Below are 24,279 nucleotides of genomic sequence, written 5' to 3'. Positions count from 1 at the left end.
CCAAGTCCCAAGTCCCAAGTCCCCAGTCCCAAGTCCCAAGTCCCAAGTCCCAAGTCCCAAGTCCCAAGTCCCAAGTCCCAAGTCCCAAGTCCCAAGTCCCAAGTCCCAAGTCCCAAGTCCCAAGTCCCAAGTCCCAAGCCCCAAGTCCCAAGCCCCAAGTCCCAAGCCCCAAGTCCCAAGCCCCAAGTCCCAAGCCCCAAGTCCCCGATCCCCGGTCCCCGGTCCCCGGTCCCCGGTCCCCCCAGTCCCGAGTCCCGAGTCCCGAGTCCCGAGTCCCGGCTCCTCCCCACATAGCGCCCCCCGACCCGCCTCGGCTAACCTGCGGCCACGCGCCCACCGGTCCGAGGGGTCCACCCAGCCATGCCCGCCAACCCCCGCATCGCCGTCTACCCGGGCACCTTCGATCCGCTCACCAACGGCCATATCGACCTGGTGGAACGCGCCGCGCCGCTGTTCGACCGGCTGGTGGTGTCGGTCGCCGAGAACCCGGTCAAGGGTCCCAGCTTCTCCCTGGACGAGCGCATCGACCTGGCCCGCCAGGCGCTGGCCGGCATCGCAGGCGTCGAGGTGGTCGGCTACCGGGTGCTGCTGGCGGACTTCGTGCGGGATCTCGGCGCCGGGGTGATCCTGCGTGGCCTGCGCGCCGTCTCCGACTTCGAGTACGAGTTCCAGCTGGCCAGCATGAACCGCCACCTCATCCCGGAAGCGGAGACCCTGTTCCTGACGCCCGCCGAGCAGTGGAGCTTCATCTCCTCCTCGCTGGTCCGCGAGGTCGCCCGGTTCGGTGGCGACGTCTCCGGCTTCGTGCATCCGGTGGTGTGGGCGGCCCTGCAGCGGCGTTTCGCCTGATCCTGCCGCGCGCCGGCGCTATACTCGGAACCGTCGTCCGCAGGGACGATCCTGCCGCCCGGAGCCAAGGAGAGCCAACGATGTCCCGAGTTTCCCGACTGCCCCTGTTTGCGCTGCTGCTGGGCCTGCTGGCCCTGGCCGGCTGCAACCGGGAAGGCTCAGCGCCGGCCGAGCCCGCCGCGCGGCCATCGCCGACCCTGCCGACCTCGCAGGAAGACGGCGAGTGGCGCCAGTACATCAGCCGCATGGTCGGCCACCACGTCCGCGTGCGCCGCGGCGTGCCGCCGTTCGCCGTCTACCTGAGCCCGTCCGACGACGACGAGACCCGGATGCGCACCATCGACAACGCCAACAACACCCTGCAGCGCGGCGTGCTGAAGGACACCGTGCTGGCCTTCGGTTCGCGCGACTCGGCGCTGATGGCCCGGCACATGCCCGAGATCTTCGAAGGCTTGCCGGAGAACCGGCTGCGGGGCGCCCGCGTCGTCTTCGTGGGCCGCGCCGAGGACCGCGCCGCCGCCGAGGCCGCGATCGCCGGCTCCGGCGCCGAGTTCATCTTCCTCGAGTTCGGCAGCTGAGCCATCACACAGCGCCGGTGCGGCCCTGCCGCACCGGCCTTCCGGCCACCCGGCGGGTCGCCCGACCCGCCCTGCCTCGACACCATGGCCCTGCGCATCACCGACCTGTGCATCAACTGCGACGTCTGCGAACCGGCATGTCCGAACCAGGCGATCCACCAGGGCGAATCCATCTACGAGATCGACCCGGCGCGCTGCACCGAATGCGTCGGCCACTTCGACGAGCCGCAATGCCAGGCGGTATGCCCGGTGGAGTGCTGCCTGCCCGACCCCGACCAGGTCGAGGACCAGGCCCAGCTGCTGGCCAAGTACCACCGACTGACCGGAATCACGCCATGACCCTCGCCCGCCGCGTCCTGCTGGCCGCCGCCCTGATGTTTCCCGCGCTGCTGCTGTCGGCCACACCGGCGGCCACCCCGGCGGCGGCGCCGGAAGCCGCTGCCGGTCCCGGGAGGGCCGGCATCGCCAGTGCCCACCACCTGGCGACGGAAGCGGGCCACGAGGTGCTGGCGGCCGGCGGCAACGCCTTCGACGCCGCGGTGGCGGTCGCCATGGCGCTGGCCGTGGTCGAGCCGGCCAGTTCGGGCATCGGCGGCGGCGGCTTCTTCCTTGTGCGCCGCGCCAGCGACGGCAAGGAAGTCTTCATCGATGCCCGGGAGACCGCGCCGGCGGCGGTCAGCCTGGACTGGTACCTGGACGACGACGGCAAGCCCGACCGCGACCGCAGCGTCAACGGGCCGCTGGCTGCGGGCATTCCCGGCCAGCCGGCGGGGCTGGCCTGGCTGGCCGAGCACTACGGGAAGCTGCCCCTGGAGACCTCGCTGGCGCCCGCCATCCGCCTGGCCCGCGAGGGCTTCCCGGTCGACGACAAGTACCGCGCCCTGATGGGCTACCGGGTCGAGGTGCTGCGCCGCTGGCGTTCCAGCGCCCGGCAGTTCCTGGATGCCGGCGAGAATCCCGCCGAGGGTCACGTGATCCGCCAGCTCGACCTGGCGCGCACCATCGAGCGCCTGGCCAAGCACGGTCATGAGGGGTTCTACGCCGGTGACACGGCGCGCCGCCTGGTGACCGGCGTCAACGAGGCAGGCGGCAGCTGGACGCTGGACGACCTCGCCGCCTACCAGGTCAAGGAACGCGAGCCGCTGGTCATCGACTACCGCGGCCACCGCATCGTGACCTCGCCGCCGCCCTCGTCGGGTGGCGTGGTGATCGCCCAGGTGCTGAACATCCTGCGCCGCTGGGACCTGCCGGCGCTGGATCCCGCGCCGCGCACCCACCTGCTCGCCGAGGCGCTGCGCCGCGGCTACCGCGACCGCGGCATCTACCTGGGCGATCCGGATTTCGTCGAGATGCCGCTGCGAAAGCTGCTCAGCACCGACTATGCGGCCGGCCTGCGCGCCTCCATCCTGCTCGACCGGGCGACGCCCAGCGCCATGCTGCCGGGAACCGACAACGCGCCGCGCGGCAGCGACACCACGCACTTCTCGGTGATCGACGCCGAGGGCAACCTGGTGGCCGCGACGCTGAGCGTCAATCTGCCGTACGGCTCGGGTTTCGTGGTGCCGGGCACCGGCGTGCTGCTCAACAACGAGATGGACGACTTCGCGCTGGTGCCGGACGCGCCGAACGCCTACGGCCTGATCGGTCGCGAGGCGAACGCGCCGGCGCCGGGCAAGCGCATGCTGTCGTCGATGACGCCCACTTTCGTGATCGGCGACGATCGCACCGCGGTGATCGGCACGCCGGGCGGCAGCCGCATCATCACCATGGTGCTGCTCGGCCTGCTCGAGGTGATCGACGGCAAGGACGCGCAGGCCGTGGTTTCGGCCCGGCGCATCCACCACCAGTACCTGCCCGACGCGATCTCGGCCGAGCAGGGCGCCCTGGACGAGGCGACCATCGCCGCGCTAAAGGAGATGGGCCACACGGTCAACGTCGGCGAGCGCGACTGGGGCAACATGCAGGTGGTGATCTGGAACCACGCCGACGACAGCCTGGAAGCGGCCGCCGATCCGCGCTGGTCGTCCGGGCGCGGCGAGGTGCGCGAACCATGAGGCTGTGGTCGATCGACGGCAACAGCCAGCGCCTGGACGGCGGCGCAATGTTCGGCAACGTGCCGCGCGCGCTGTGGGGCCAGTGGCTGCCGCCCGACGAGGCGCACCGCGTGCCCCTGGCCTGCCGGGCGCTGCTGGCGCGCGACCTCGCCGGCCGCACGGTGCTGTTCGAGACCGGCATCGGCGCCTTCTTCGAGCCGCGCATGCGCGAGCGCTTCGGCGTCGTCGAGGAACGGCACCGGCTGCTGGATTCGCTGGCCGAGGCCGGCCTGGGCCACCAGGACATCGACGTTGTGGTGCTCTCGCACCTGCATTTCGACCACGCCGGCGGCCTGCTCGCCGCCTGGCGCGAGGGCGCAGCGCCGGAACTGCTGTTCCCGAACGCGCGCTTCCTGGTCGGTGCCGCGCACTGGCAGCGTGCGCTCGACCCGCACCCGCGCGACCGCGCCTCGTTCATCCCGGAGCTGGCGCCGCTGCTGCGCGACTCCGGCCGCCTGGAACTGGTCGAGGGCGCGCACAGCGCCACCCTGGGCGAGGCGGTGCGCTTCCACTACAGCGATGGCCACACACCGGGCCTGATGCTCTCGGAGATCGTCTCGCCGGAAGGCGGCGTGGTGTTCTGCGCCGACCTCATCCCTGGCCGGCCCTGGGTGCACCTGCCGGTCACCATGGGCTACGACCGCTGGCCCGAGCGCCTGATCGACGAGAAGCAGGCCTTCCTGGTGGACATGCTGGCGCGCGGCGTGCGGCTGTTCTTCACGCACGACCCGGGCTGCGCGATGGCCCGGCTGGCGCGCGATCCACGCGGCAAGTACCTGGCGGTCGATCCGGTCGAACGGCTGGTCGACTGGCCGCTGGCGACCTGAGCGGACGGCGACCGGGTTCGCGGCATCGCGCTGCTCGCCTGAGCTTGCGCGCGCGGCACCAGCGGTCGCGGGGAGACGGAATCTCCATGCGGCGCAAGCGTCGCCTGCGCCGCTACACTGGCCGGCATCCATCGCCGGCCCCCGGCGGGACCACCCAGGGAGTTTTCCGATGAAGCGTCTGTTCCTGCCCCTGCTGCTTTCCGCCACGGCCGCGCTGGCCGCGGGCGAGGGCGCCAGCACGCCGCAGATCACCGCCAGCGGCAGCCACGTCTACGGCGAGGCCATGCCCCTTGGGCGGCCGGCCGCGATCGGCTCGGTGCTGGACGATGCCGGCCCGTTCCTGCGCCGCCGCGCCAAGTTCGAGGGCCGCATCACCCAGGTCTGCCAGAACAAGGGCTGCTGGCTGGTGCTGGCCGACGGCGAGCGCAGCGCGCGCGTGTTCACCAACCACGCCTTCTTCCTGCCCATGGACAGCAGCGGCAATGCCGTGGTCTACGGCACGCTCGGCCAGCGCACGCTGAGCGAGAGCTTCGCCCGGCACCTGGCCGAAGACGCCGGCGACGACCCTTCATCGGTGAGCGGCCCGCAGGTCGAGTACCGCATCGACGCGTATAGCGTCGAACTGCAGCCGGCAGGCTGACGCCGTGATGATGCCGCGCGTCACCGCCTTCTATGCGGCGCTGCTGGCATTGCTGATGCTGGCCCTTGCCGCCCGCGTGGTCATGTACCGTCGGCGCGCCCGCATCGGCATCGGCGACGGCGGCGACAAGGCGCTCGCGCTGCGCGTTCGCGTGCACGCCAACTTCGCCGAGAACATCCCGCTGGCCCTGGTGCTGCTGCTGGTGCTCGAACTGCTGGCGACGGTGCCCCTGTGGCTGCACGCGTTCGGCATCGCCCTGGTCCTGGGCCGGGTGCTGCACGCGGCGGGCCTGTCGCGCACCGCCGGAACCAGCAACGGCCGCGTGTTCGGCACCGTGCTGACCTGGCTGGCGATCGCCGCCATGGCGCTGGTGCTGCTGTGGCAGAGCGTGGCCTGGTGGCTGCTGACCGCCTGATCCGGTTGCTGGCCGCGCTGGCGCTGGCCCTGTGGCTGGCGGGCGCGGCGGCGGTCGCGGCGCAGGCGCCGCCGGCCGATGCCGATGGCCCCGACGCGGCGCAGGTCGACGACGACCCGGCCAGCGATCCTGCGGTGGCCGCCGAGATCGAGCGCCTGGCGCAGGGCGATGCCGACCTTGCGCGGCGTGTGCAGGCGGTGATGGTGCGCGTGCCGGCGTTGGCCGGCATCCGTGTCGAGGTCACCTCCGGACTGGCCACCCTGCGCGGCAGCGTCGATACCGAGGCGATGATCGACGTGGCGGGCCAGCTCGCCAACGCGGTCGACGGCGTGGTCGCTGTGGACAATCGGGTGTATCTGGAAACCGCGCTTGAGCGACGCCTTGCGCCGGTGCTGGCGGACGGCATGGAGCGCCTGCGCAGGCTGATCGTCGCCCTGCCGCTGCTGGGCCTGGCGCTGGCGATCGTGGTCGGCCTGCACCTGCTGGGCGGGTTGCTGGTGCGTGTGCTGGCGCCGCTGCGCCGCTTCAGCCGCAATCCCTTCCTCACCGACCTCATGCACCAGGCGCTGCGCCTGGCGGTGACCGTGATGGGCGTGCTGGTGGCGCTGGACCTGCTGGGCGCGACCGCCCTGGTCGGCGCGGTGCTGGGCGCGGCGGGCATCGTCGGCCTGGCGGTCGGCTTCGCGTTCAAGGACCTGGTGGAGAACTACATCGCCGGCATCCTGCTCAGCCTGCGCCAGCCGTTCGCGCCCAACGACCACGTCGTGATCGACGGCCACGAGGGCCGGGTGGCGACGCTGACCGCGCGCGCCACCACCCTGATCACCCTGGACGGCAACCACCTGCGCCTGCCGAACGCCCTGGTGTTCAAGGCGGTGATCCTCAACTACACGCGCAACCCGACCCGGCGTTTCGTGTTCGAGTTCGGCATCGGCAATGGCGAGGACCTGTGCCGCGCCCGCGAGCTGTGCCTGGCCGCCCTGGCCGGCACGCCCGGCGTGATCGCCCAGCCGCCGCCCGCGATGCTGGTGCGAGCGCTGGCCGACTCCAGCGTGACGCTGCGCTGCAGCGCCTGGGTCGACCAGCGCCGGGCTTCGTTCGGCAAGGTGCAGAGCGAGGCCATCCAGGCGGTCAAGGCGGCGCTGGAGGGCGCCGGCATGGACCTGCCCGAGCCGATCTACCGGGTCCAGCTCAGCCAGTCGGGGGCGGCGTCGATGCCCGGTTCCACCCCGACCGTGGTGACGCCGGTTGCGCCAGGATCGTCGCCGGCAGCCTCCGCCGGCCGCTCGCCGCGAGCGCCCGCAGAGCCCGCAGCCGCAGCCGACATCGCCCCCGAAGTCCACATCGACGCCCAGGTCGAGGACGAGGCGCGCCAGCATGGCGAGGACAACCTGCTGCGCGCCGACGGCCCGCGCGAGTAGGGCGGGGATCAGGCTCCGCCCCGTCCCTCTCCCCCGGCCCCTCCCCCGCAGGCGGGGGAGGGGAGAAGTGCGGTGTCGCCGCGTTCTGGCCGGACGGCTCTGTGTTCGGTTGGCCGTACTGGTCATCGGGACTCGGGGTTCGGCAGTCGGGATTCGAGACTCGGGACTCGGGACTCGGGACTCGGGATTCGGGATTCGGGACTCGGGATTCGGGATTCGGGACTCGGGATTCGGGATTCGGGACTCGGGATTCGGGACTCGGGATTCGGGACTCGGGACTCGGGACTCGGGACTCGGGACTCGGGATTCGGGACTCGGGATTCGGGATTCGGGACTCGGGATTCGGGACTCGGGATTCGGGATTCGGGATTCGGGATTCGGGATTCGGGATTCGGAGCGCACGCTGCTCCCCTCTCCCGCGGCGCGGGAGAGGGGCTGGGGGAGAGGGTTGCGGGTGCGTAGCGATGCCCCTGGTGTCTTGCGGTACGGGCTTCGGCAGCAGCATCACCGCGGCGTCGGTGCAGCGGCAGCGATCCGGGAGTGTCGACACCTCAGCAGGCGCGAAGCAGCAGCGACCGGCATCATCGACGGGATCGACCGCGGTATCGGACAGGCGAGCCACGCTGTAGTTCGTCGTTGCCGTCGCCCCCACTCGCCTGCCGCCGATCCGTCGCGCATTTCAGTGGAAATCCCGGCTGCCGGCCGAGAGCGACGGCAGCAGGGCGTCGGCGCTGTCCAGGCGGGCGGCGATCAGGTGGCGCACGCCGTGGGCGGCCTGCAGGTGGCCGCGCACGGCGAGCAGGCGCGATTCCAGCAGGGCGCGGCGGTCGCGTAGGGCGACCTGGCGCCAGACCACCAGGTTCACCTGGCCGGTCTCGTCCTCGAGCGTCACGAAGGTGACGCCGGAAGCGGTGGCCGGGCGCTGGCGCATGGTCACCAGGCCGACCAGGCGCACCGGCGCGCCGTCGGCCAGGGATTCCAGGTCCAGCGCCCGCAGCAGGCCGCGCCGGGCCAGGCGCGGCCGCACCAGGGACAGCGGATGCGCCGCCAGGCTCAGGCCCAGCGCCGCGTAATCGGCATGCACCTCGGCGGCGCGATCGGGCGGCCGCAGCGCGACGCGGCGCTCGTGGGCGCTGTCGTCGGCCAGCAGCAGCGGCGCCTGGCGGGCGGTCCTGCCGGTTCCGGTCGGGCGCCCGGGCCGGGCCGATACGCCGGTGTTCTCCACAGGCGTATCGGCGCCGGCAGTCGCGGAGGCGGCCCCGGTCGCATGCGCATCTGCTGCATCCGGGGCCGAAGCTGAGGCCCAGGCGACAGACGAAGCGACAGACGAAGCTGGGGCCGAAGCGATAACCGAAGCTGAAGTCGAAGCAGCAGTCGAACCCGGAATCGATGTCAGGGTCCCGATGGCGGGCCGGGACTCGAAACCGGTCAGGGCCGCGTCGCGACCGCGCGCGTGCGCCGCCGGTACCGGTTCGGTGCCGGCCACCGCCCACAGCGCGCGGTGGCGGTGCCCGGCCAGGCGGCGCAGGGCGCCGGCGGCGGCCAGCTTCTGCAACTGGCCGCGGTCGAGCGCGGCGCGCCGGGCCAGGTCGCCGACCTCGGCGAACGGCGCCTGCGCGCGCGCCGCGACCAGCCGCCGCATGGCCGCCTCGGCCAGGCCGTCGGCGATCCGGAAGCCCAGGCGCAGGGCCAGGCCGCCGGTGCTGCCGTCCTGTTCCTCCAGGGTGCAGTCGAAGTCGCTGGCCAGCGCGTCGACCGGCAGCACGCGCACGCCGTGCCGGCGCGCGTCGGCGACGATCTGCGCCGGGGCGTAGAAGCCCATCGGCAGGCTGTTGAGCAGGGCGGCGGCGAAGATCGCCGGCTGGTGGCACTTCAGCCAGGCCGAGGCGTAGACCAGCAGCGCGAAGCTGGCCGCGTGCGATTCCGGGAAGCCGTAGCTGCCGAAGCCCTTGATCTGCTCGAACACGCGCTCGGCGAATTCCGCAGCGTAGCCGTGCGCGGCCATGCCGCCGAGGATACGCTCGCGCCAGTGCTCCAGGCCGCCGCGCCGCTTCCAGGCCGCCATCGAGCGGCGCAACTGGTCGGCCTCGCCGGCGCTGAAGCCGGCGGCGACCATCGCCAGCTCCATCACCTGCTCCTGGAAGATCGGCACGCCCAGGGTGCGCTCGAACACCGCCTTCAGCTCCGCGCTGGGATAGTCGACCGGTTCCTCGCCGTTGCGGCGGCGCAGGTAGGGATGGACCATGCCGCCCTGGATCGGGCCGGGGCGCACGATCGCCACCTGGATCACCAGGTCGTAGAAGCAGGCCGGCTTCAGGCGCGGCAGCATCGCCATCTGCGCGCGCGACTCGACCTGGAACACGCCGATCGAGTCGCCGCCCTGGAGCATGGCGTACACCGCCGGGTCCTCGGCCGGGATCGTCGCCAGCTCCAGGCGCCGGCCGCGATGGCGGGCCAGCAGGTCCAGGCCGCGGCGCAGGCACGAGAGCATGCCCAGGGCCAGCACGTCGACCTTGAGCAGGCCGAGTTCCTCGAGGTCGTCCTTGTCCCACTGGATGACGGTGCGCCCGTCCATGGCGGCGTTCTCCACCGGCACCAGGGACGACAGCGGCTCGTCGGCGATCACGAAGCCGCCGACGTGCTGCGACAGGTGCCGGGGCAGGCGCACCAGTTCGTCGACCAGGGCCAGGACGCGCGCCAGTTCCGGCGAGTCCGGTGCGAAACCCTGTTCGGCCAGCAGCACCTCCAGCGCCGCGCCTTCCTGGCCACGCGCGAACACCCGGCTCAGCGCGTCCTGCTGGTCGGCGGGCAGGCCCAGGGCCTTGGCCACCTCGCGGGCGGCGCTGCGCGGCTGCCAGCGGATCACGGTGGCGGCCAGCGCGGCGCGCTCGCGGCCGTACTTGCCGTAGACGTACTGGATCACCTCCTCGCGGCGCTGGTGCTCGAAGTCGACGTCGATGTCGGGCGGCTCGTTGCGTTCCTCGGACAGGAAGCGCCCGAACAGCAGCCGGAACCGCGACGGGTCGACCTCGGTGATGCCCAGCGCGAAGCACACCGCCGAGTTCGCCGCCGAGCCGCGGCCCTGGCACAGGATGCCGCGGCCGCGCGCGAAGCGGACCACGTCCTCGACGGTGAGGAAGAAGGCCTCGTAGCCGAGCCTGCCGACCAGGGCCAGTTCCTGTTCGACCTGGTCACGGACGGCTAGCGGCTCGCCGCCGGGCCAGCGTCGGCGCAGGCCGGCCTCGGTGAGGCTGCGCAGCCAGGAGGCGGCGTCGTGGCCGTCGGGTACCAGCTCGCGCGGATAGCGATAGGACAGCTCGCGCAGGCTGAAGCTGCAGCGCGCGGCGATCGCCACCGATTCGGCGAGCAGCCGTTCCGGGTGGATGGCGGCCAGCGCCCGGCGGGTGCGCAGGTGGCGTTCGCCGTTGCCGAACAGGGCATGGCCGGCCTGCGCCACCGGCACGCCCAGGCGGATCGCGGTGAGCACGTCCTGCAGGGCGCGCCGCCGGCGCTCGTGCATGTGCACGTCGCCGCTGGCCACCGCCGGCAGGTCGAGGCGTGCTGCGAGGTCGAGCAGCAGCGCCAGGCGCGCGTCATCGTCGGGGCCGCGGTGCAGTTCCACCGCCAGCCAGGTGCGCTGTGGGAACTGCCGGGCCAGCCAGCGGCCCTGGCCGGGCGCGGGCCGCTCGCCGGGCAGCCACAGCGCCAGCAGGCCGTCGTTGCTGCCGGCTTCGACATCGCTGCGGCGCAGCTCGTAGCCGCCCTTGCCGGCGCGCCGGCGTGCCGTGGTGATCAGCGCGCACAGGCGCCGGTAGCCGGCGTGGTCGGCGCACAGCAGCACGCACTTCAGGCCGCAGGCCAGGGTGAACTCGGCGCCGACGATCAGCGGCACGCCATGCGCCTCGCTGGCTTCCAGGGCGCGCACGATGCCCGCCAGCGAGCACGCGTCGGTGATCGCCAGCGCCCGGTAGCCGAGCCGCTTCGCGCGTGCGAACAGCTCGTCGGCGCTGGCGGCGCCGCGGCCGAAGCTGAAGCCGCTCAGGCAGTGCAGTTCGGCGTAGTCGGGCAGGTCGGCGCTCATGGCGCGTCCTGCCCTCTCCCCCGGCCCCTCCCCCGCAGGCGGGGGAGGGGAGAAGTGGGGTGTGTTCGCCTAGAGCCTGTCGTCCCGGCCGCGGACAGGCGTGACGACATCCGGGGTGCGGAGGGACTTCCCTCTCCCCCGGCCCCTCCCCCGCAAGCGGGGGAGGGGAGAAGTGGGACGCCGTCGCAGCGGGAAAGGAAAAGTGGGGTGCCGTCGCGGCGGGAAAGGAGAAGTGGGGCGTCGTCGCGGCGGGAAAGGAGAAGTGGTGTGCCGTCGCGGCGGGGAGGGAGAGGCGGGGCGTCGCCGCGTCGGAGAGGGTCGCGGGGAGGGGGGCGACTTGCGCGTCCTGCTCCCCTCTCCCTCGGGGAGAGGGGCTGGGGGAGAGGGCCGGGGCTTGCCGGGGCCTCCCTCCATGCCGGACCGGCCTGCCCGGGTTTGCCGGCGACCTCTGGCTGCGTCGCCCGCGTGGAGCCCAAGTCGCCACGCCGTGCCGCGGAGGCAGCTCCGGCCGGGCAGGAGAGCCTGGTGTTGCCCAGCGACGGGACCATGCGTTCGCGCCTCAGGCGAACCAGCCGTGCAGCATCCAGCCGTCGCGCTCGCCGACCGGGCAGAAGGCCCAGGCACGCTGGCCCTGGGCGGTCTCGATGACGTAGTAGTCGCGGCGCAGGTCGCCGCCGTCCCACCAGCCGGTCTCCAGGCGTTCCGGGCCGGACAGCACGCGGGCCGGGCGGCCGCGCAGGGGGATCGGACGGGGCAGCAGCCAGACCGGGCGGCTGGCCGCCTGGCGGGGGTCGGCGGGCAGGGCGGCGGGGACGCCGCGGGCGGCAGTACCAGCAGCGGCACGGGCAGAGGCACAGGCACCGACTCCGGCAGCGACGCCGGTGCCGGGCAGTGGCAGGCCGCCATCGCGCCGCCTAACGCCGAGCCGGGGCGCGCCGGGTGTCGGCAGCGCCGAAGGCCGCAGGGCGGTGGCGCGTTCGGGGCGATGGTCGGCCTGCTCGACCGGATGGCGGATCGCCTCGTCGCCGAGCCGGGCGCGCAGGCGCTCGAGCAGGTCCGGCCAGTCGCCGCGCTCGGCGGCGCCGGCGAACAGGTCGGCCAGGCCGGGCCGGAACGGCGGCAGCTCGTCGGCGACCAGGGCCAGGCCGGCGACCGGCGCCGCCAGGCTGGCGCGTTCCAGGCGCGCGCGCGCCAGTTCCAGCAGGCGGGCCGGATCGCGCTCGGGACGCAGCAGGCCGACCGGCACGGTGGTCGCCGGCACGTCCTCGTGCAGCAGCACCAGGCGGAAGCGCTGCACGCCGCCGTCGCGCGCCTGCAGGGCGGCGGCGAGTTCGGCGAACAGCCGGCGCAGCGCGAACAGCAGCGGTTCCACGGCGGTCGGCCGGGCGTCGAACTCGATCACCGCCTCGAAGCCCTGCGGCGGCTGCCAGCCGGGCAGGGGATCGGGGGCGCGGCCGTACAGGCGGTCGATCTGCACCAGGGCGGCGGCGCCGATCCGGCGGCCCAGGCTGTCGCGCGGCAGGGCGGCCAGCTCGCGCAGGCGCAGGAAGCCCATGGCGCGCACCGCGGCCAGGGCGCCGGGCTCGAAGCCGGCGGCACTCACCGGCAGGTCGTCGAGCAGGCGGCGCAGGGCGTCGTCGCGGGCCACCGCGCTGACCGGGGCGGAGGTCGCTGCATCGATCGCCCGGACCAGGTCGCCCGCGGCGCGCACCCCGGCCTGCCCGGCATCCTCCCTGTCGCGTTTTCCGGAAGGCATCGTTGGCCCGATGCCCGGGCTGCATGCCGCCCGCGCGCTGCCGTCGGAAAAAACCGCCCCTCTGGCAGCACGGGCCGCCGGCAACGCGCCGGCAGGCGACGGCGCGGCCCGGATACCGCCCGCAGTCCGGCCCGCCGCCGGCGAGGAGGCCGCCCCGGCCAGCCCCGCCAGGACCCAGGCGGCGCGCGGCCGCGGCGCCAGGGCCAGGCGCGCGGCCAGGCCCAGCTGGGCGAGGTCGCCGCGCAGTTGCCGTTCCAGCGCCGGCCAGCCCCGGAACAGGCGCAGGCTGCCGCCGACCTCCAGCACCACGGCGTCGGGCAGGGCCAGGCTGACCTGGTCGCTGAAGCCGTAGGCCCAGGCGCCCAGCAGTTGCCACAGCGCCTGCTCGGCACCGGCATCGCGGGGCAGGGCGATGAGATCCGGGCACAGGGCGCGGGCTGCCGGCAGGCCCAGGCCCGGGCGCACCCCGGCGCGGCGGGCGCCGTCGCTGCAGGCCAGCACCTGCGGCCGCTGCGGCGGGCCGTCGAGCACCGCCAGGCGCTCCGGCACCGTGGCCAGCCGCCGCTGCATGGCGGCCAGCGCCGGATCGGCCAGGCGCAGGCAGGCCCACAGCGACGCGCTCATGGCGGCGTGCCGGCGGCGCCGCTGGCCGGGCCGGCGACGGCGGCAAGGACCGTCTGGAGCGGGTGCCCGGACCCGGCCGCAGGATGAGCGAGACAGGCCGGCCCGGCTGCCGGATGAGCCGGACAGTCAGACCCTGACGCCGCAGGCGCCAGGCAGGCGGAGGGCTGCCCCGCCGCCAGCCGCACGGGCACGGCACGGCCGGCGCCCGCCGGGTCGGCGCCGCGCCCCGACGACGGCGCCGGCAGGCGGACGGTCGCCGGGTCGGGCCTGGCCGTGTGGGGCGCCGCCCTGGTCGCGGGCTGGAACAGCGTGGCTTGCCGGGCACCGGCGGACCCGGACGCCGCGCCGGCCCGCCTCGTCTCGAGGCCGGTGGCCCCGGGTGCAGCGTCCGCCGCCTGCCTCGCCGGGGGGCTGGCCGGCCCGGGCCGGACAGCGCCCGCGCGCCCGGCATCGCCGGCCACCAGCGCCAGCTCGCCGGCCGGCGGCGCCAGCAGGCCGCGACACTTGAGCACGCGCAGCACCGGTTCGCCGCGCTCGCGGCGGACGACGATGCGCAGCGGTGCCGGGCTGGGGTTGCCGGCGTGGCGGGCGTCGCGCAGCAGGAAGGCGTGGCCGCGGCCGGTCTCGGCGGCCAGTTGCAGGCGGCGCAGGGCGGTGCCGTCGGCGCTGGCCGACCACAGCAGCACGGCGCCGCAGCAGCCGGCGCGCAGGCATTGCTCGGCCGCCCACAGCGCCTGCTGCGGCGCCGCCTCGACCAGGTGCAGGGCGGCCAGGTCCAGGCCGTGCGCGCGCAGGGCCGGCGCGAAGGGCCGGTAGGGCGGCGCCACCCAGACCAGCGGCCGCGCCGGGCTGGCCAGGCGGGCCAGGACCGGCAGCAGCACGGCCAGCTCGCCGCAGCCGTCGTGGCCGTGCAGGACCTCGCACACCGCGCCGGCCGGCCAGCCGCCGCCGGGCAGCAGGGCGTCCAGCGCCGGCCAGCCGGTGGCGCTGGCCGGCGTGCCGCTGCGGTTGCGGCGGCCGCGCCACAGGTCGGGGCGGACCGGGAGGGCGGGGTCGGCGGCGGTGCCGGCAACGGCCGGCTGGTGCAGGGCGGTCATGGCCCTCAGCCGCGCCGGATCACGCCGACGTGCAGGCCCTCGATGGCGAAGGCCTGGCGTGCCGGGTCGACCGGGATCGGCGCGTAGTCGGGATTGGCCGGCAGCAGGGCCAGGCCGCCGTCGGCGCCGCGGCGCAGGCGCTTGACGGTGATCTCGTCGTCCAGCCGCGCCACCACGATCTGCCCGGATTCGGCGACCGGCGTGCGGTGCACGGCGATCAGGTCGCCGTCGAGGATGCCGGCCTCGCGCATGCTGTCGCCCTCGACGCGCAGCAGGAAATGCGGGCGCGGCCGGAACAGCGCGCGGTCCAGCGCGTAGCGGCCGGCGATGTGGGCGTCGGAGAGGATAGGCGCGCCGGCGGCGACCCGGCCGACCAGGGGCAGGCTGAGCAGGTCGGCGGCGGCCGGCGGCGCGCCCGCGTCGCCCTCCTCGCCCGCGCCGGCCCCGGCCAGCACCCGGATGCCGCGCGAACGCCCGCCCTCCAGCGCGATCGCGCCCTTGGCGGCCAGCGCCCGCAGGTGGTCCTCGGCGCTGCGCGCCTGCGAGAAGCCGAACGCCCGGGCGATCTCGGCGCGGGTCGGCGGGTAGCCGTGGCCGGCCTGGAAGGCGGTCAGGAAGTCGAGGATGGCCTGCTGGCGGTCGGTGAGCTGCATGCCACCTTTTTATGTGGTTCCGCGGGCGGACGCAAGCGGTTTCCGGCGCGGCCGTCGCGCCGGCTGAGACGAACCGCGCCGCGCCAAGCACTTGCGCCGCGCCGCTCAGGTGCGGCCTGAGCAGCAGCGCCGCCCGGCCGGCTACGATGCCGGTCCGGCGTGCGCCGGGCGGGCGACAGCGAGGGAGACGGCGATGCAGGCGCAGGTGAGACGGGCCGACCCGGCCCGCGAATACTGGTTCGTCGAGGGCTGCCACATCCTGGAGCTGCTCAACGACCCCGCCGACCCGGCGCTGTCGGTGGCGCGCGCGCGGGTGCCGGCCGGCGGCCGCACGCGCTGGCACCGCCTGGCCGCCACCGCCGAGCGCTACCTGGTGCTGGAAGGCCGCGGCGAGGTCGAGGTCGGCGAACTGCCGGCGCAGGCGGTCGGCCCCGGCGACCTGGTGCTGATCCCGCCCGGCGTGCGCCAGCGCATCGCCAACCCCGGGCCCGAGGAACTGGTGTTCCTGGCCCTGTGCACGCCGCGCTTCCAGGCCGGCAACTACCAGGACCTGGAGGGCGGGGACGCCGCGCCGTGACCTGGCTGGCCGCACTGTTCGCGCTGACCGCCCTGCTGTACGCCATGGTCGGTTTCGGCGGCGGTTCCACCTACAACGCCCTGCTGGTGCTGGCCGAGGTCGACTACCGGCTGCTGCCCAGCATCGCCCTGGTGTGCAACCTGATCGTGGTGAGCGGCGGCGCCTGGCGCTACGCCCGCGCCGGCCACCTGGACCCGCGCTTCGTGGCGCCGTTCGTGCTGCTGTCGATGCCGATGGCCTGGTTGGGCGGCCGGCTGCCGATCGGGCGCGAGGCCTTCGTGCTGCTGCTCGGCCTGGCCCTGCTGACGGCCGGCCTGCTGATGCTGTTCGAACGCCGCCAGGCCACCGCCGCGCCGCCGCGGCGCACGCCCGGCCAGCTCGCCCTGGCGCTGGCCCTGGGCGCCGGCATCGGCCTGCTCAGCGGCCTGGTCGGCATCGGCGGCGGCATCTTCCTGGCGCCCCTGCTGCACACCCTGCGCCTGGCCACGCCCAAGGCCATCGCCGCCACCGCCAGCGTCTTCATCCTGCTCAACTCGCTGGCCGGCCTGGCCGGCCAGGCCGCCAAGCTGGGCGGCCTGGACCACGCTGGCGAACTGCTGGCCTGGTGGCCGCTGTTCCTGGCGGTGCTGGCCGGCGGCCAGCTCGGCAGCTGGCTGGGCGCCGGCCGCTTCTCCGAGCGCACGGTGAAGCGGCTGACGGCGGTGCTGGTGCTGTATGTGGCGGGGAGGTTGTTGTGGGTGGGGTGAGGGCGCGCGATTGCTCGGGCGACATGGGGCATGTGCTGCACCGTCCGCATGCGGCTGGAGGTCGTGCTCTCGAGGTGTCTGCCGGGTGGGGAGCCTGCGTTTTCCCGGAAACCTTTCCCGCACCGCTTGCGTCAGCGATTCGCAGGCGGGCAACGATGCCGGAACCCCTCCCTGTCGTCGATCGCCAGCCTGTTTCCGGCCTGGGAGAGTCGCAGCGTCATTGATTCGGCCCAGGTCTCGTCGCTCTCGCCGTGGAGCTCGGCCACGAGGGTGACTTCCTCGACGCTGTGCGCCTCCACCGAGCGTATGGGGCCGCCGCTGGCATAGAACGCGATCGAGTCGGGGGTGATCTCCAGCATCGACTCGTAGGGTTCCTGACCGCACAGGTCGGCATCGGCCGCCCAGGTGCCGAGAAACCGGGCGGGGACGTGCCCGCCGGGCGTGTCCGCCCAGGTTGCGCTGGCGACAGGCGAAAGCAGGGCGAGAATCGCGACGGGCAGCAGGGTGCTCATGCGCTTGATTGCTAACCGAAGGGAGCGCCGCGAAGGGACCGGGCGGCGCATTGACCTGGATCGGAAGTTCGTCCCTGGCAGCCTTGCACTGCACCTTTTCGCTGCCAGGGCGCGATCCCGACGGCCCCACTACGCGTCCTCGTGGACGTCCGGGCTAAGGGTCGATGCGCTTGGCCCAATAACCTGGCTCGCGATGCTGATGTGCGACGGCGTAGATCTGCGGGCCCGTCTGTTCATCTGGCTCGTACACCACTGTGTAAGGGAAACGATCGAGGTGATACAGGCGAAGGCCGTACTCCCCGTGCGGGCCTCGGTATTGGTTCTCGACTAGCAGGTCGCGAACGCGCTCGAATTCCGCCAGGAAAGCCCGGGCGACGAGGGGCTTGCTTGTTCGGCGTAGTAGGCTGCCGCCTCGCCAAGTTCTGCTTCTGCGTCCGGGTGAAGCCAGAAACTCACGTGATTCGGCTGCGGATGCGGGCGAGCGCCTCATCGCCAGGCACCATCGATACGCTGCCCGCGCGAACGGCATCCCGGCGAGTAGCGGCAAGCTGCAACCACGCCACCTGCGCAGGCGAGCGTGGCTCGAAGCTCTCGAGCAGGCGCTCGACCAGCTTCGCACGGTCCTCGGCTGGCAGGTTCAGGGCTTGCGCGGCTAGGTCTTCGACTGGCTTGGCCATGGCGCATCTCAGAGGCAGGTGGAAAGCATGCCACACCACGGTTGGACGAGCGCGGTCTGCGGGGTCCGCCGGACTGGGTGATCGGGGTGCCTTCACGGTCTACGGCCGGTCTCGACCCGATCCACAAACTTGCCGCCTATGAGCGTGCTGTTGCCTTCGAGGTCTCGTGGGTGCACCCGTTCCGCCGGGCGCTGTCGGTGTTCGGGCTTCGTGAAGGCCATACATATGCCCCGAGGTCTCCGAACTGGCGGGAACGACGGGTGCGCCAGCATGGCCGACTTGGGTGTCGCCTGGCAGCGGGTGATTGACTTGCTGGATTGGTCGCGGAGTGCGGTCGGCTGCGGTGCCGGGCAGTTATCGATGCGCCGCAACGTGGCTGACCATGGCGCCGTGGATCGGGCTGCGTGATCGTAGCGGTGGAAACCTGGCCGGCTCGACCGGTTTCCGCCGTGACCGGCTGCTGCTCACGCGGCGGGTTCGGGCGCCGACAGCCCCTTGCTCCACCTCCCCGAGCGATCGAAGCAGCAGGCCCGGCGCTTGCCGGACGCCAGCATGTCGCAGGTGGCGGCGATGCGTCTGGTGCGGGTCTGCGCCTGTTTGCCAGAGCCGATCCAGAAGATCCAGTCGCGGCGCGCGACCGGCGTCAGGCTGGCCCATTGCGCCTTTGCCGCCGGGTGTGCGGCCAGGGCACGGCGCAGGTCGGCGGGCAGGGCGGGTTCGGGTTCTTCGACGGCCGGGGCGATGGCCAGTTCCACGGTATCGCCGACCGCGACGCCGGCGGCCTCGCGCAGGGCGCGTTCGACCTTCAGCCAGTGGCTGCCCTGGCCATCCGGCGAGAGGGTTGCCTGGAAGGACGCGCCGGCCAGGGTGCCGGCCACCGTGACCAGGCCGCGCGAGGGCAGGCGGGCGCTGGCCGCGGCCGGGACATGCAGGAACGACCAGCTGGCGTTGCGCGGTTGCGCGGGGCGCAGCAGGGGGGCCTGGAAGCGGAGCGGAGCGGTTAGGGAACTCATCAGGAAGCTCCGGCCGGAGACGTCAGGGTGGCCTGCATGGCAGTACTCCTGTGGCCGGCGCCATGGTGAGTCCGCTCCCAGGGGGGGTGGTTGCACACGAAGCCCCTGCGGTCGAGTCGCCCCGGGTCCGGATGCCTGGGAAGGCTACGGTCAATGCGTGGGCGTGCCATAGCGCAGTTGCAGCAGCCGAACGTCGTTGCTTCCTGCTTGCACCACATACAGCCGGTCGTACTGCGACTCGTCGAGATCGGCCAGGCCGTGGGCGCCGAAGGCAGCGGCGAGGTCGTCGAGGGTGTTGGAGTGGCCGACGACCAGGACCGCCTGGCCGGCGTGGTCGGCGCGCACGGTGGCGGCCAGGGCCTGGGCGTCGCGGGCGTCGTAGCGGGTGGCGGCCAGGCCGGTGGCGGCGGCGACCGGCGCGGCGGTGTCGCGGCTGCGCCGGGTGTCGGTGACGAAGACGGCGGACAGGCCGGCGTCGGCGAGCACGTGGGCGAGGGTGATCGCGCGGGTCTGGCCGCTAGGGGACAGGGTGGGGTCGTCGCCGTCGGCCTTTTCGGCATGGCGGACCAGGTAGACGGTGGTGGTGGCGTTGGCGGCGTCCGCGGCCGGTGGCGCGGCCCAGGCCATTGCGGGGATGACCGCGGACAGGAACAGGACGGTCAGGCAGCGGAGAGTGAGGTGCTGGGCAGGAAGCATCGATCAGGCCGGGCTGGAGGGTGAACCGGATGGTGGCGGCTGACAGCGATGGCGGCAACGCTGCGGGGCGTGGCGGACGGTTCGGGCGCGGGGCCGTTGGGTAGGAAGCGGCTGTGCCGTGACGGCCCTCTCCCCCGCCCCTCCCCCGCAGGCGGGGGAGGGGAGAAGTGCGGTGCTGCGGCGGTCGGCAGCGGGCCTGGACGCAACGTCGGGGCTGCGATCCCGTCGATCCGACTTGCGTCCATCGTCTGTCGCGTCAGTCATGGATTCGATCAAGATCGGGCGGGTCCCGGAGGCTACCCCGCAGGCGGGGGGGGGGGGAAGTGCGGTGCTGCGGCGGTCGACAGCGGGCCTGGACGCAACGTCGGGGCTGCGATCCCGTCGATCCGATTTGCGTCCTTCGTCTGTCGCGTCAGTCAGGGATTCGATCAAGATCGGGCTGGGCCCGGAGGCTCCCCCGCAGGCGGGGGAGGGGAGAAGTGCGGTGCTGCGGCGGTCGACAGCGGGCCTGGACGCGATGTCGGAGCTGCGACCCCGTCGAGCCGACTTGCATCCTTCGTCTGTCGCGTCAGTCATGGATTCGATCGAGACCGGGCTGGTCCCGGAGGCTCCCCCGCAGGCGGAGGAGGGGGAGAAGTGCGGTGCTGCGGCGGTCAAAGGGCCTGAAAGCAGCGAGGGGTGTGCGGTTCCGCGGGAACGACTGCGGTCTTTTGGGTATCGTGCCGGCCATGGATTCGATCGAGATCGAGCTGACCGACCTTGAGACCGCGCTGGCCGAGGGCTGGTCGGTGCTGGACGTGCGCAGCGCGGGCGAGCGGGTGGCCATCCCGGTACCGGTGGATTCGCACTGGATCCCGCTGCCGCAGTTGCTGTCGGGCCTGGCCGACCCGGGGCCGGGTCGCTGGCTGGTGCTGTGCGCGCATGGCCAGCGCAGCCTGTATGGCGCGGCCGTGCTGCGGCAACTGGGCCATGCCGATGCCACCTCGCTGCGTGGCGGGCTGGCGGGGCTGGGCTTCGGCGACTGAGCCTTCGCATCAGCGCGGCCGACATCGACGGTGCGCCGGACGCCGCGCGCCGCTTCAGGCGAAGTCGGCGCGGTCCGGGTCGACGGCGCGGCCGTCGGGCTGCCAGCGGGCCAGGAACAGGGCGGCGTAGACGCGCGGGTCGACGTGCAGGCCGGCGGCCATGCGCTCGGCCAGGAAGGCGGCGGCGCGGGTCATGGGCACGACGTGCACGGTGATGTCCTCGCCGCCGTCGCCGCCGCCGGGGCCGGTGCGGCGCAGGCCGCTGGCGCGCACGAAGCTCAGCATCTCGTCGGCCATCCCGGGGGCGCTGGGGCCGTGCATCAGGAGCTCCAGGCGGGCGGCCTGGAAGCCGGTCTCCTCCAGAAGCTCGCGGCCGGCGGCGGCCAGGATGTCGTCCTCGCCGGGCTGGTCGCCGGCCAGGCCGGCGGGGTTCTCGATGCAGCGGCATTGCAGGGGTTCGCGGTACTGCTCGACCAGGACGATTTCGTCGGCGTCGGTCAGGGCCACGACGACGGCGGCGCCGAAGGCGTTGGTGCGCTGGACGAACTCCCAGCGGCCGCGCTGGCGCAGCGCCAGGAAGCGGCCTTCGTGCAGGGTGCGGGTGTCGTGCGGGGGCGGTACAGGGTCCACTGCGGTATCCTTTGGCGTCCTGACCGGCATCATGGCCGAATCCGGCCGCCGGGAACCATTGCCGGCCGCGCCGGTCTGCCCTGGCCGTGCCGCAGCGCCCGCTGCGGCCGCCCCGCTTTCCTTACCCAGGTGTTTCCACGCTAATGAGCAAGCTCACCGCAGCGCTGCTGCTGGCCGTCCTGTCGGTCTTTTCCGTCGCCGCGTCCGCGGCGCAGTCCCAGCCGGCGGCACCGGCCGCGCAGTCCGACGAGGACGAAGGCCCGGTCGTCGACCTGACCCAGATCACCGACGTCAATGCGCTGGTGGCGATGGCCAGCCGCCTGCAGACCGAAGGCGAGTTCGACGGTGCGGTGCGGGTCTGGGAGCGGGTCCGCCAGCTTCGCCCGCACAACCCGCACTACGTCTTCGAGCTGGTCGCCGCCTACGCCGGCAAGGGCGACCTCCCCCAGGCCTACAATGCCCTGCTGATCATGCAGCGCGCCGGTGCCGCCTACGACCTGGCCGGCGATGCGCGGATGGCGCCGCTGCGTGGCACCGAAGTGTGGGACTACCTTGTGGCGCTGTTCGACGATGCCCGCGAGAAGGCCTTCGGCGACGGCGAGCTGGCCTTCGAGCTGGCCCCGCGCGACCTGCTGCTGGAGTCGATCGCCCGGCATCCGGGCAACGGCGACTTCCTGTTCGGCAGCGCGCGCGATGGCGTGATCTACCGGCGGGGCCGCGACGGCCAGGTGCAGCCCTGGGCACGTCCGCAGGGCGAGTCCTGGTGGGGGCTGTTCGACCTGCGTGTCGATGCCGGTCGCGGCGTGCTGTGGGCGACCACGGCGGCGGTGCCGCACTTCCAGGGCTTCAAGGCCGAGCAGGGCGGGCGTTCGGCGCTGCTCAAGCTCTCGCTGGAGGACGGCAGCCTGATCGCCGCCTACCCCGCGCCCGAGGATGGCCTGCCGCACGTGCTGAACACCATTGCGGTGTCGCCGCGCGGCCAGGTGATCGTCGCCGAAGGTCTGCGCGGACAGCTGTTCCGTCTGGGCGAATCGGCGCTGGAGCCGCTGATGGCCGAGCCGCGCCTGAACCGTCTGCGTGGCCTGGCGTTCTCTGGGGACGGCAACACCCTGTACTTCAGCGACTACGACATGGGCCTGTTCGGGCTGGACCTGACACGCGGCATGGCCTTCGACGTGCGTCATCCCGGCGCGGTGATCCTGCACGGCATCGAGGACATCTTCGTCTACGAAGGGCAGATCGTCGCCATCCAGAGCGGCACCTCGCCGCAGCGCGTGCTGCGCATCAAGCTGGACGACGCCGGCCGGGCGATCGCGCAGGCGGTGCCGATCGAGGCGAACCAGCCGGGCTTCGACAGCCCGACGCGGGGCGTCCTGGTCGACGACCAGCTCTACTACATCGCCAACACGCAGCGTGGCTACTACGACAGCTACGGCCTGCTGCGCAGCGGGCGCGAGCTGCCGCCGGTGCGGGTGTTCCGCACGCCGGTCCGCTTCAACTGGGACTTCGAGCCGCCGCGCCTGCCCGACCACCTGGTGCCGCGTCCGGGCGAGTGATCCAGCGGCCGCCAGGCGGCCGGTGAGTTTCCGGCCGCTTCGGGCGGCCCTCTCCCCCGCCCTGCGGGGGACCTGATTAGCGTCGTGTCTCAGCCCGTTGCCAGGCGGCTTTACGCGAGTGCGACGACACCGCACTTCTCCCCTCCCCCGCCTGCGGGGGAGGGGCGGGGGAGAGGGCCGCCCCGGCCAGCGCACGCCGCTGGGCCGGCAACGATGCAGATCATGGCAAGCCCCGACCATCTCCCCCGGCCCCTCTCCCACAGGGAGAGGGGAGCACAGCGCGCTCCGTTCACCGAACACCGAGTCCTGGTCCTTGGTCCCCGATCCTGGGCTGAGACACGACGCCAATCAGGTCTCCCAGAGGGAAAGGGGAGCAGAGCGCGCTGCGCTTCCCGGGTCCCGGGTCCCGAGTCCTGGCCCTTGGTCCCCGATCATGAACTGGGACACGACGCCAATCAGGTCAGCCTGTGGCGTCCGGCAGCAGCGCCAGCACCGCTTCCGGCGGCCGTCCGATCACCGCCCGCGCGCCGGCGATCGCCACCGGCCGCTGGATCAGCCCTGGATGGGCGACAAGGGCGGCAACCACGGCTCCGGCGTCCATGCGTTCCGGCGCCAGGCTCAGGGCGCGGGCGTCCGGCTCGTCGCCGCGCAGCAGGGCCTGCGGCGGGCCGTCCAGGGCCGCCAGCACGGCGCGCAGCGCCGCGGCGTCGGGCGGCTCGACCAGGTACTCCACGATGTGCGGCTCGATGCCGCGCTCGCGCAGCAGGGCCAGGGCCTGGCGCGACTTGCTGCAGCGCGGGTTGTGCCAGAGGGTGATGTCCATGCCGGGATTGTCCGGCGTCGCTGCCGGCGATGCCAGTCGGCGCGACAATGGTCGCCCGCGCCAGGCCGGAGATCCGCCTTGAGGACATCACCTCTCCGCCCCGGGGGTGCCCCGGGATGACCGCCTTCAAGGACCACTTCTCCGGGCACGCCGCCGACTACGCGGCGGCGCGACCCGGCTATCCCGATGCCCTGTTCGACTGGCTGGCGCAGCGCAGCCCCGGACGCGAGCTTGCCTGGGACGCCGGCTGCGGCAATGGCCAGGCGGCGCTGGCGCTGGCGGCGCGCTTCGAGCGCGTTCACGCCAGCGACGCCAGCGCCGCCCAGATCGCCAGCGCCGCCGCGCATCCGAGGATCCGCTACCAGGTGGCGCCGGCGCACGCGCCGGACCTGCCGGCGCGCAGCGCCGACCTGGTCACTGTGGCCCAGGCCTGGCACTGGTTCGACCGCGAGGCCTTCCACGCGGCGGTGCGGGACGTGGCGCGCCCCGGCGCCGTCGTGGCGGTCTGGTGCTACGGCCTCTGCACCGTGTCGGCGGCGGTCGATGCGGTGTTCGAGCGCCTGTACGAGGGCGTCCTGGGTCCGTACTGGCCGCCGGAACGGCAGCATGTCGAGGCCGGCTACGCCGACCTGCCGTTCCCGTTCGACCCACTGCCGGCGCCGACGTTCGCGATGGCCTCCGAGTGGGATCTGCCGGCGTTCCTGGCCTACCTGCGTTCCTGGTCGGCCAGCCAGCGCCACCGGGCAGCCACCGGCCGCGACGCGGTGGCCGATATGGCGGACGCGTTGGCGGCGGCCTGGGGCGCGCCGGCGACGCTGCGTACCGTGCGCTGGCCACTGGCGCTGCGCGCCGGCCGCGTCTAACCCGCCTTAGCGGCCGGGCGGAGCGCCGGGCCGCCGCGACCGCCGGCGGCTCCGTCGGGTGGCTGGGAAGCCTTGCCGGGAAGCGCCGCCGACGCGGTCGTGTCGGCGTTCGATCTGCTACCGGCGG

Annotated in this window: 25 protein-coding genes; 14 read left to right on the top strand and 11 right to left on the bottom strand. The window is 73.4% G+C overall.

Annotated elements, in window-relative coordinates; all coding sequences use genetic code 11:
• Positions 1–360: 360 nt before the first annotated feature.
• The 8 genes from coaD (at position 361) to KF823_12495 (ending at position 6,823) form a co-directional block, all read left to right on the top strand.
• Positions 361–849 (top strand): pantetheine-phosphate adenylyltransferase, encoded by a 489-nt coding sequence (coaD, locus tag KF823_12530; GenBank protein ID MBX3726730.1) that lies wholly within the window; start codon positions 361–363, stop codon positions 847–849.
• Positions 850–929: 80 nt separating this feature from the next.
• Complete coding sequence (locus KF823_12525) at positions 930–1,427, top strand: hypothetical protein (GenBank protein ID MBX3726729.1); 498 nt, start codon at positions 930–932, stop codon at positions 1,425–1,427.
• Positions 1,428–1,511: 84 nt separating this feature from the next.
• Entirely contained in the window at positions 1,512–1,766 is a 255-nt protein-coding gene (locus KF823_12520) for a YfhL family 4Fe-4S dicluster ferredoxin (protein MBX3726728.1), read from the top strand.
• Positions 1,763–3,481 (top strand): gamma-glutamyltransferase, encoded by a 1,719-nt coding sequence (gene ggt, locus KF823_12515; protein MBX3726727.1) that lies wholly within the window; start codon positions 1,763–1,765, stop codon positions 3,479–3,481. Before KF823_12520 ends, ggt begins: the two co-directional genes overlap by 4 nt.
• Positions 3,478–4,347: an MBL fold metallo-hydrolase gene (locus KF823_12510; GenBank protein ID MBX3726726.1), complete on the top strand. Its 870-nt coding sequence runs from the start codon at positions 3,478–3,480 to the stop codon at positions 4,345–4,347. Before ggt ends, KF823_12510 begins: the two co-directional genes overlap by 4 nt.
• A gap of 169 nt (positions 4,348–4,516) precedes the next feature.
• Positions 4,517–4,987 (top strand): DUF4920 domain-containing protein, encoded by a 471-nt coding sequence (locus KF823_12505; GenBank protein MBX3726725.1) that lies wholly within the window; start codon positions 4,517–4,519, stop codon positions 4,985–4,987.
• Between the two features lie 4 nt (positions 4,988–4,991).
• The gene (locus KF823_12500) at positions 4,992–5,402 is read left to right on the top strand and encodes an MAPEG family protein (GenBank protein ID MBX3726724.1); all 411 of its coding nucleotides are present in this window, start codon (positions 4,992–4,994) and stop codon (positions 5,400–5,402) included.
• Entirely contained in the window at positions 5,384–6,823 is a 1,440-nt protein-coding gene (locus KF823_12495; protein MBX3726723.1) for a mechanosensitive ion channel, read from the top strand. Before KF823_12500 ends, KF823_12495 begins: the two co-directional genes overlap by 19 nt.
• 679 nt (positions 6,824–7,502) lie before the next feature.
• Here the strand turns inward: KF823_12495 and KF823_12490 are convergent.
• From KF823_12490 to lexA, 4 genes are all read right to left on the bottom strand, one after another.
• Positions 7,503–10,904: an error-prone DNA polymerase gene (locus KF823_12490; protein MBX3726722.1), complete on the bottom strand. Its 3,402-nt coding sequence runs from the start codon at positions 10,902–10,904 to the stop codon at positions 7,503–7,505.
• A gap of 559 nt (positions 10,905–11,463) precedes the next feature.
• Complete coding sequence (locus KF823_12485; protein ID MBX3726721.1) at positions 11,464–13,284, bottom strand: DNA polymerase Y family protein; 1,821 nt, start codon at positions 13,282–13,284, stop codon at positions 11,464–11,466.
• On the bottom strand, positions 13,281–14,381 hold the full coding sequence (gene imuA / locus KF823_12480; GenBank protein ID MBX3726720.1) for a translesion DNA synthesis-associated protein ImuA: 1,101 nt from the start codon (positions 14,379–14,381) through the stop codon (positions 13,281–13,283). The genes KF823_12485 and imuA overlap by 4 nt, the downstream gene beginning before the upstream one ends.
• 5 nt (positions 14,382–14,386) lie before the next feature.
• Positions 14,387–15,034 carry a transcriptional repressor LexA gene (lexA, locus tag KF823_12475; protein MBX3726719.1) on the bottom strand — a complete coding sequence of 216 codons (648 nt, stop codon included), beginning with the start codon at positions 15,032–15,034 and terminating at the stop codon, positions 14,387–14,389.
• Positions 15,035–15,227: 193 nt separating this feature from the next.
• Here lexA and KF823_12470 point away from each other — a divergent pair, with 193 nt between their 5' ends.
• Both KF823_12470 and KF823_12465 read left to right on the top strand, forming a co-directional pair.
• Positions 15,228–15,611, top strand: a complete 384-nt coding sequence (locus KF823_12470) for a cupin domain-containing protein (GenBank protein ID MBX3726718.1) — start codon at positions 15,228–15,230, stop codon at positions 15,609–15,611.
• A complete protein-coding gene (locus KF823_12465) occupies positions 15,608–16,357 on the top strand; it encodes a sulfite exporter TauE/SafE family protein (GenBank protein MBX3726717.1) in 750 nt (249 codons plus the stop codon). Before KF823_12470 ends, KF823_12465 begins: the two co-directional genes overlap by 4 nt.
• 131 nt (positions 16,358–16,488) lie before the next feature.
• Here KF823_12465 and KF823_12460 read toward each other — a convergent pair whose 3' ends face one another.
• From KF823_12460 to KF823_12450, 3 genes are all read right to left on the bottom strand, one after another.
• Positions 16,489–16,869 carry a hypothetical protein gene (locus tag KF823_12460; protein ID MBX3726716.1) on the bottom strand — a complete coding sequence of 127 codons (381 nt, stop codon included), beginning with the start codon at positions 16,867–16,869 and terminating at the stop codon, positions 16,489–16,491.
• Positions 16,870–17,023: 154 nt separating this feature from the next.
• On the bottom strand, positions 17,024–17,359 hold the full coding sequence (locus KF823_12455; GenBank protein ID MBX3726715.1) for a type II toxin-antitoxin system RelE/ParE family toxin: 336 nt from the start codon (positions 17,357–17,359) through the stop codon (positions 17,024–17,026).
• Positions 17,322–17,546 carry an addiction module protein gene (locus tag KF823_12450; GenBank protein ID MBX3726714.1) on the bottom strand — a complete coding sequence of 75 codons (225 nt, stop codon included), beginning with the start codon at positions 17,544–17,546 and terminating at the stop codon, positions 17,322–17,324. The genes KF823_12455 and KF823_12450 overlap by 38 nt, the downstream gene beginning before the upstream one ends.
• Before the next feature lie 41 nt (positions 17,547–17,587).
• Here KF823_12450 and KF823_12445 point away from each other — a divergent pair, with 41 nt between their 5' ends.
• Positions 17,588–17,854, top strand: a complete 267-nt coding sequence (locus KF823_12445) for a Uma2 family endonuclease (GenBank protein ID MBX3726713.1) — start codon at positions 17,588–17,590, stop codon at positions 17,852–17,854.
• 156 nt (positions 17,855–18,010) lie between these two features.
• Here KF823_12445 and KF823_12440 read toward each other — a convergent pair whose 3' ends face one another.
• Both KF823_12440 and KF823_12435 read right to left on the bottom strand, forming a co-directional pair.
• Positions 18,011–18,559 (bottom strand): DUF1905 domain-containing protein, encoded by a 549-nt coding sequence (locus KF823_12440; protein ID MBX3726712.1) that lies wholly within the window; start codon positions 18,557–18,559, stop codon positions 18,011–18,013.
• A 150-nt stretch (positions 18,560–18,709) separates the two neighbouring features.
• Entirely contained in the window at positions 18,710–19,255 is a 546-nt protein-coding gene (locus KF823_12435) for a histidine phosphatase family protein (protein MBX3726711.1), read from the bottom strand.
• A gap of 728 nt (positions 19,256–19,983) precedes the next feature.
• Here KF823_12435 and KF823_12430 point away from each other — a divergent pair.
• Positions 19,984–20,280 (top strand): rhodanese-like domain-containing protein, encoded by a 297-nt coding sequence (locus KF823_12430; protein MBX3726710.1) that lies wholly within the window; start codon positions 19,984–19,986, stop codon positions 20,278–20,280.
• Positions 20,281–20,334: 54 nt separating this feature from the next.
• On the opposite strand, the gene KF823_12425 is transcribed toward KF823_12430, so the two are convergent.
• Positions 20,335–20,940 (bottom strand): NUDIX hydrolase, encoded by a 606-nt coding sequence (locus KF823_12425; GenBank protein ID MBX3726709.1) that lies wholly within the window; start codon positions 20,938–20,940, stop codon positions 20,335–20,337.
• Between the two features lie 113 nt (positions 20,941–21,053).
• Between KF823_12425 and KF823_12420 the strand changes: the two genes are divergently transcribed.
• A complete protein-coding gene (locus KF823_12420) occupies positions 21,054–22,466 on the top strand; it encodes a hypothetical protein (protein MBX3726708.1) in 1,413 nt (470 codons plus the stop codon).
• 460 nt (positions 22,467–22,926) lie between these two features.
• Here the strand turns inward: KF823_12420 and arsC are convergent, their stop codons facing one another.
• On the bottom strand, positions 22,927–23,289 hold the full coding sequence (gene arsC / locus KF823_12415; GenBank protein ID MBX3726707.1) for an arsenate reductase (glutaredoxin): 363 nt from the start codon (positions 23,287–23,289) through the stop codon (positions 22,927–22,929).
• A gap of 116 nt (positions 23,290–23,405) precedes the next feature.
• On the opposite strand from arsC, the gene KF823_12410 reads away from it, so the two are divergent.
• Positions 23,406–24,152, top strand: a complete 747-nt coding sequence (locus tag KF823_12410) for a class I SAM-dependent methyltransferase (GenBank protein MBX3726706.1) — start codon at positions 23,406–23,408, stop codon at positions 24,150–24,152.
• The last annotated feature ends 127 nt before the right edge of the window (positions 24,153–24,279 follow it).

Source organism: Lysobacterales bacterium (assembly GCA_019634735.1).
In the GTDB taxonomy this organism is placed as follows: Bacteria; Pseudomonadota; Gammaproteobacteria; order Xanthomonadales; family UBA2363; genus Pseudofulvimonas.
Note: the sequence above shows the minus strand (reverse complement) of the source record. Positions and strands in the feature narration are given on the sequence as shown.

Coding starts and splice junctions, on each gene's coding strand:
- KF823_12440 (MBX3726712.1), bottom strand. CDS start 18,559: ATGAGTTCCCTAACCGCTCCGCTCCGCTTCCAGGCCCCCCTGCTGCGC.
- KF823_12525 (MBX3726729.1), top strand. CDS start 930: ATGTCCCGAGTTTCCCGACTGCCCCTGTTTGCGCTGCTGCTGGGCCTG.
- KF823_12485 (MBX3726721.1), bottom strand. CDS start 13,284: ATGAGCGCGTCGCTGTGGGCCTGCCTGCGCCTGGCCGATCCGGCGCTG.
- KF823_12410 (MBX3726706.1), top strand. CDS start 23,406: ATGACCGCCTTCAAGGACCACTTCTCCGGGCACGCCGCCGACTACGCG.
- KF823_12510 (MBX3726726.1), top strand. CDS start 3,478: ATGAGGCTGTGGTCGATCGACGGCAACAGCCAGCGCCTGGACGGCGGC.
- KF823_12490 (MBX3726722.1), bottom strand. CDS start 10,904: ATGAGCGCCGACCTGCCCGACTACGCCGAACTGCACTGCCTGAGCGGC.
- KF823_12460 (MBX3726716.1), bottom strand. CDS start 16,869: ATGAGCACCCTGCTGCCCGTCGCGATTCTCGCCCTGCTTTCGCCTGTC.
- KF823_12505 (MBX3726725.1), top strand. CDS start 4,517: ATGAAGCGTCTGTTCCTGCCCCTGCTGCTTTCCGCCACGGCCGCGCTG.
- arsC (MBX3726707.1), bottom strand. CDS start 23,289: ATGGACATCACCCTCTGGCACAACCCGCGCTGCAGCAAGTCGCGCCAG.
- KF823_12425 (MBX3726709.1), bottom strand. CDS start 20,940: ATGCCGGTCAGGACGCCAAAGGATACCGCAGTGGACCCTGTACCGCCC.
- imuA (MBX3726720.1), bottom strand. CDS start 14,381: ATGACCGCCCTGCACCAGCCGGCCGTTGCCGGCACCGCCGCCGACCCC.
- KF823_12430 (MBX3726710.1), top strand. CDS start 19,984: ATGGATTCGATCGAGATCGAGCTGACCGACCTTGAGACCGCGCTGGCC.
- coaD (MBX3726730.1), top strand. CDS start 361: ATGCCCGCCAACCCCCGCATCGCCGTCTACCCGGGCACCTTCGATCCG.
- ggt (MBX3726727.1), top strand. CDS start 1,763: ATGACCCTCGCCCGCCGCGTCCTGCTGGCCGCCGCCCTGATGTTTCCC.
- KF823_12470 (MBX3726718.1), top strand. CDS start 15,228: ATGCAGGCGCAGGTGAGACGGGCCGACCCGGCCCGCGAATACTGGTTC.
- KF823_12520 (MBX3726728.1), top strand. CDS start 1,512: ATGGCCCTGCGCATCACCGACCTGTGCATCAACTGCGACGTCTGCGAA.
- KF823_12450 (MBX3726714.1), bottom strand. CDS start 17,546: ATGGCCAAGCCAGTCGAAGACCTAGCCGCGCAAGCCCTGAACCTGCCA.
- KF823_12455 (MBX3726715.1), bottom strand. CDS start 17,359: ATGAGGCGCTCGCCCGCATCCGCAGCCGAATCACGTGAGTTTCTGGCT.
- lexA (MBX3726719.1), bottom strand. CDS start 15,034: ATGCAGCTCACCGACCGCCAGCAGGCCATCCTCGACTTCCTGACCGCC.
- KF823_12435 (MBX3726711.1), bottom strand. CDS start 19,255: ATGCTTCCTGCCCAGCACCTCACTCTCCGCTGCCTGACCGTCCTGTTC.
- KF823_12420 (MBX3726708.1), top strand. CDS start 21,054: ATGAGCAAGCTCACCGCAGCGCTGCTGCTGGCCGTCCTGTCGGTCTTT.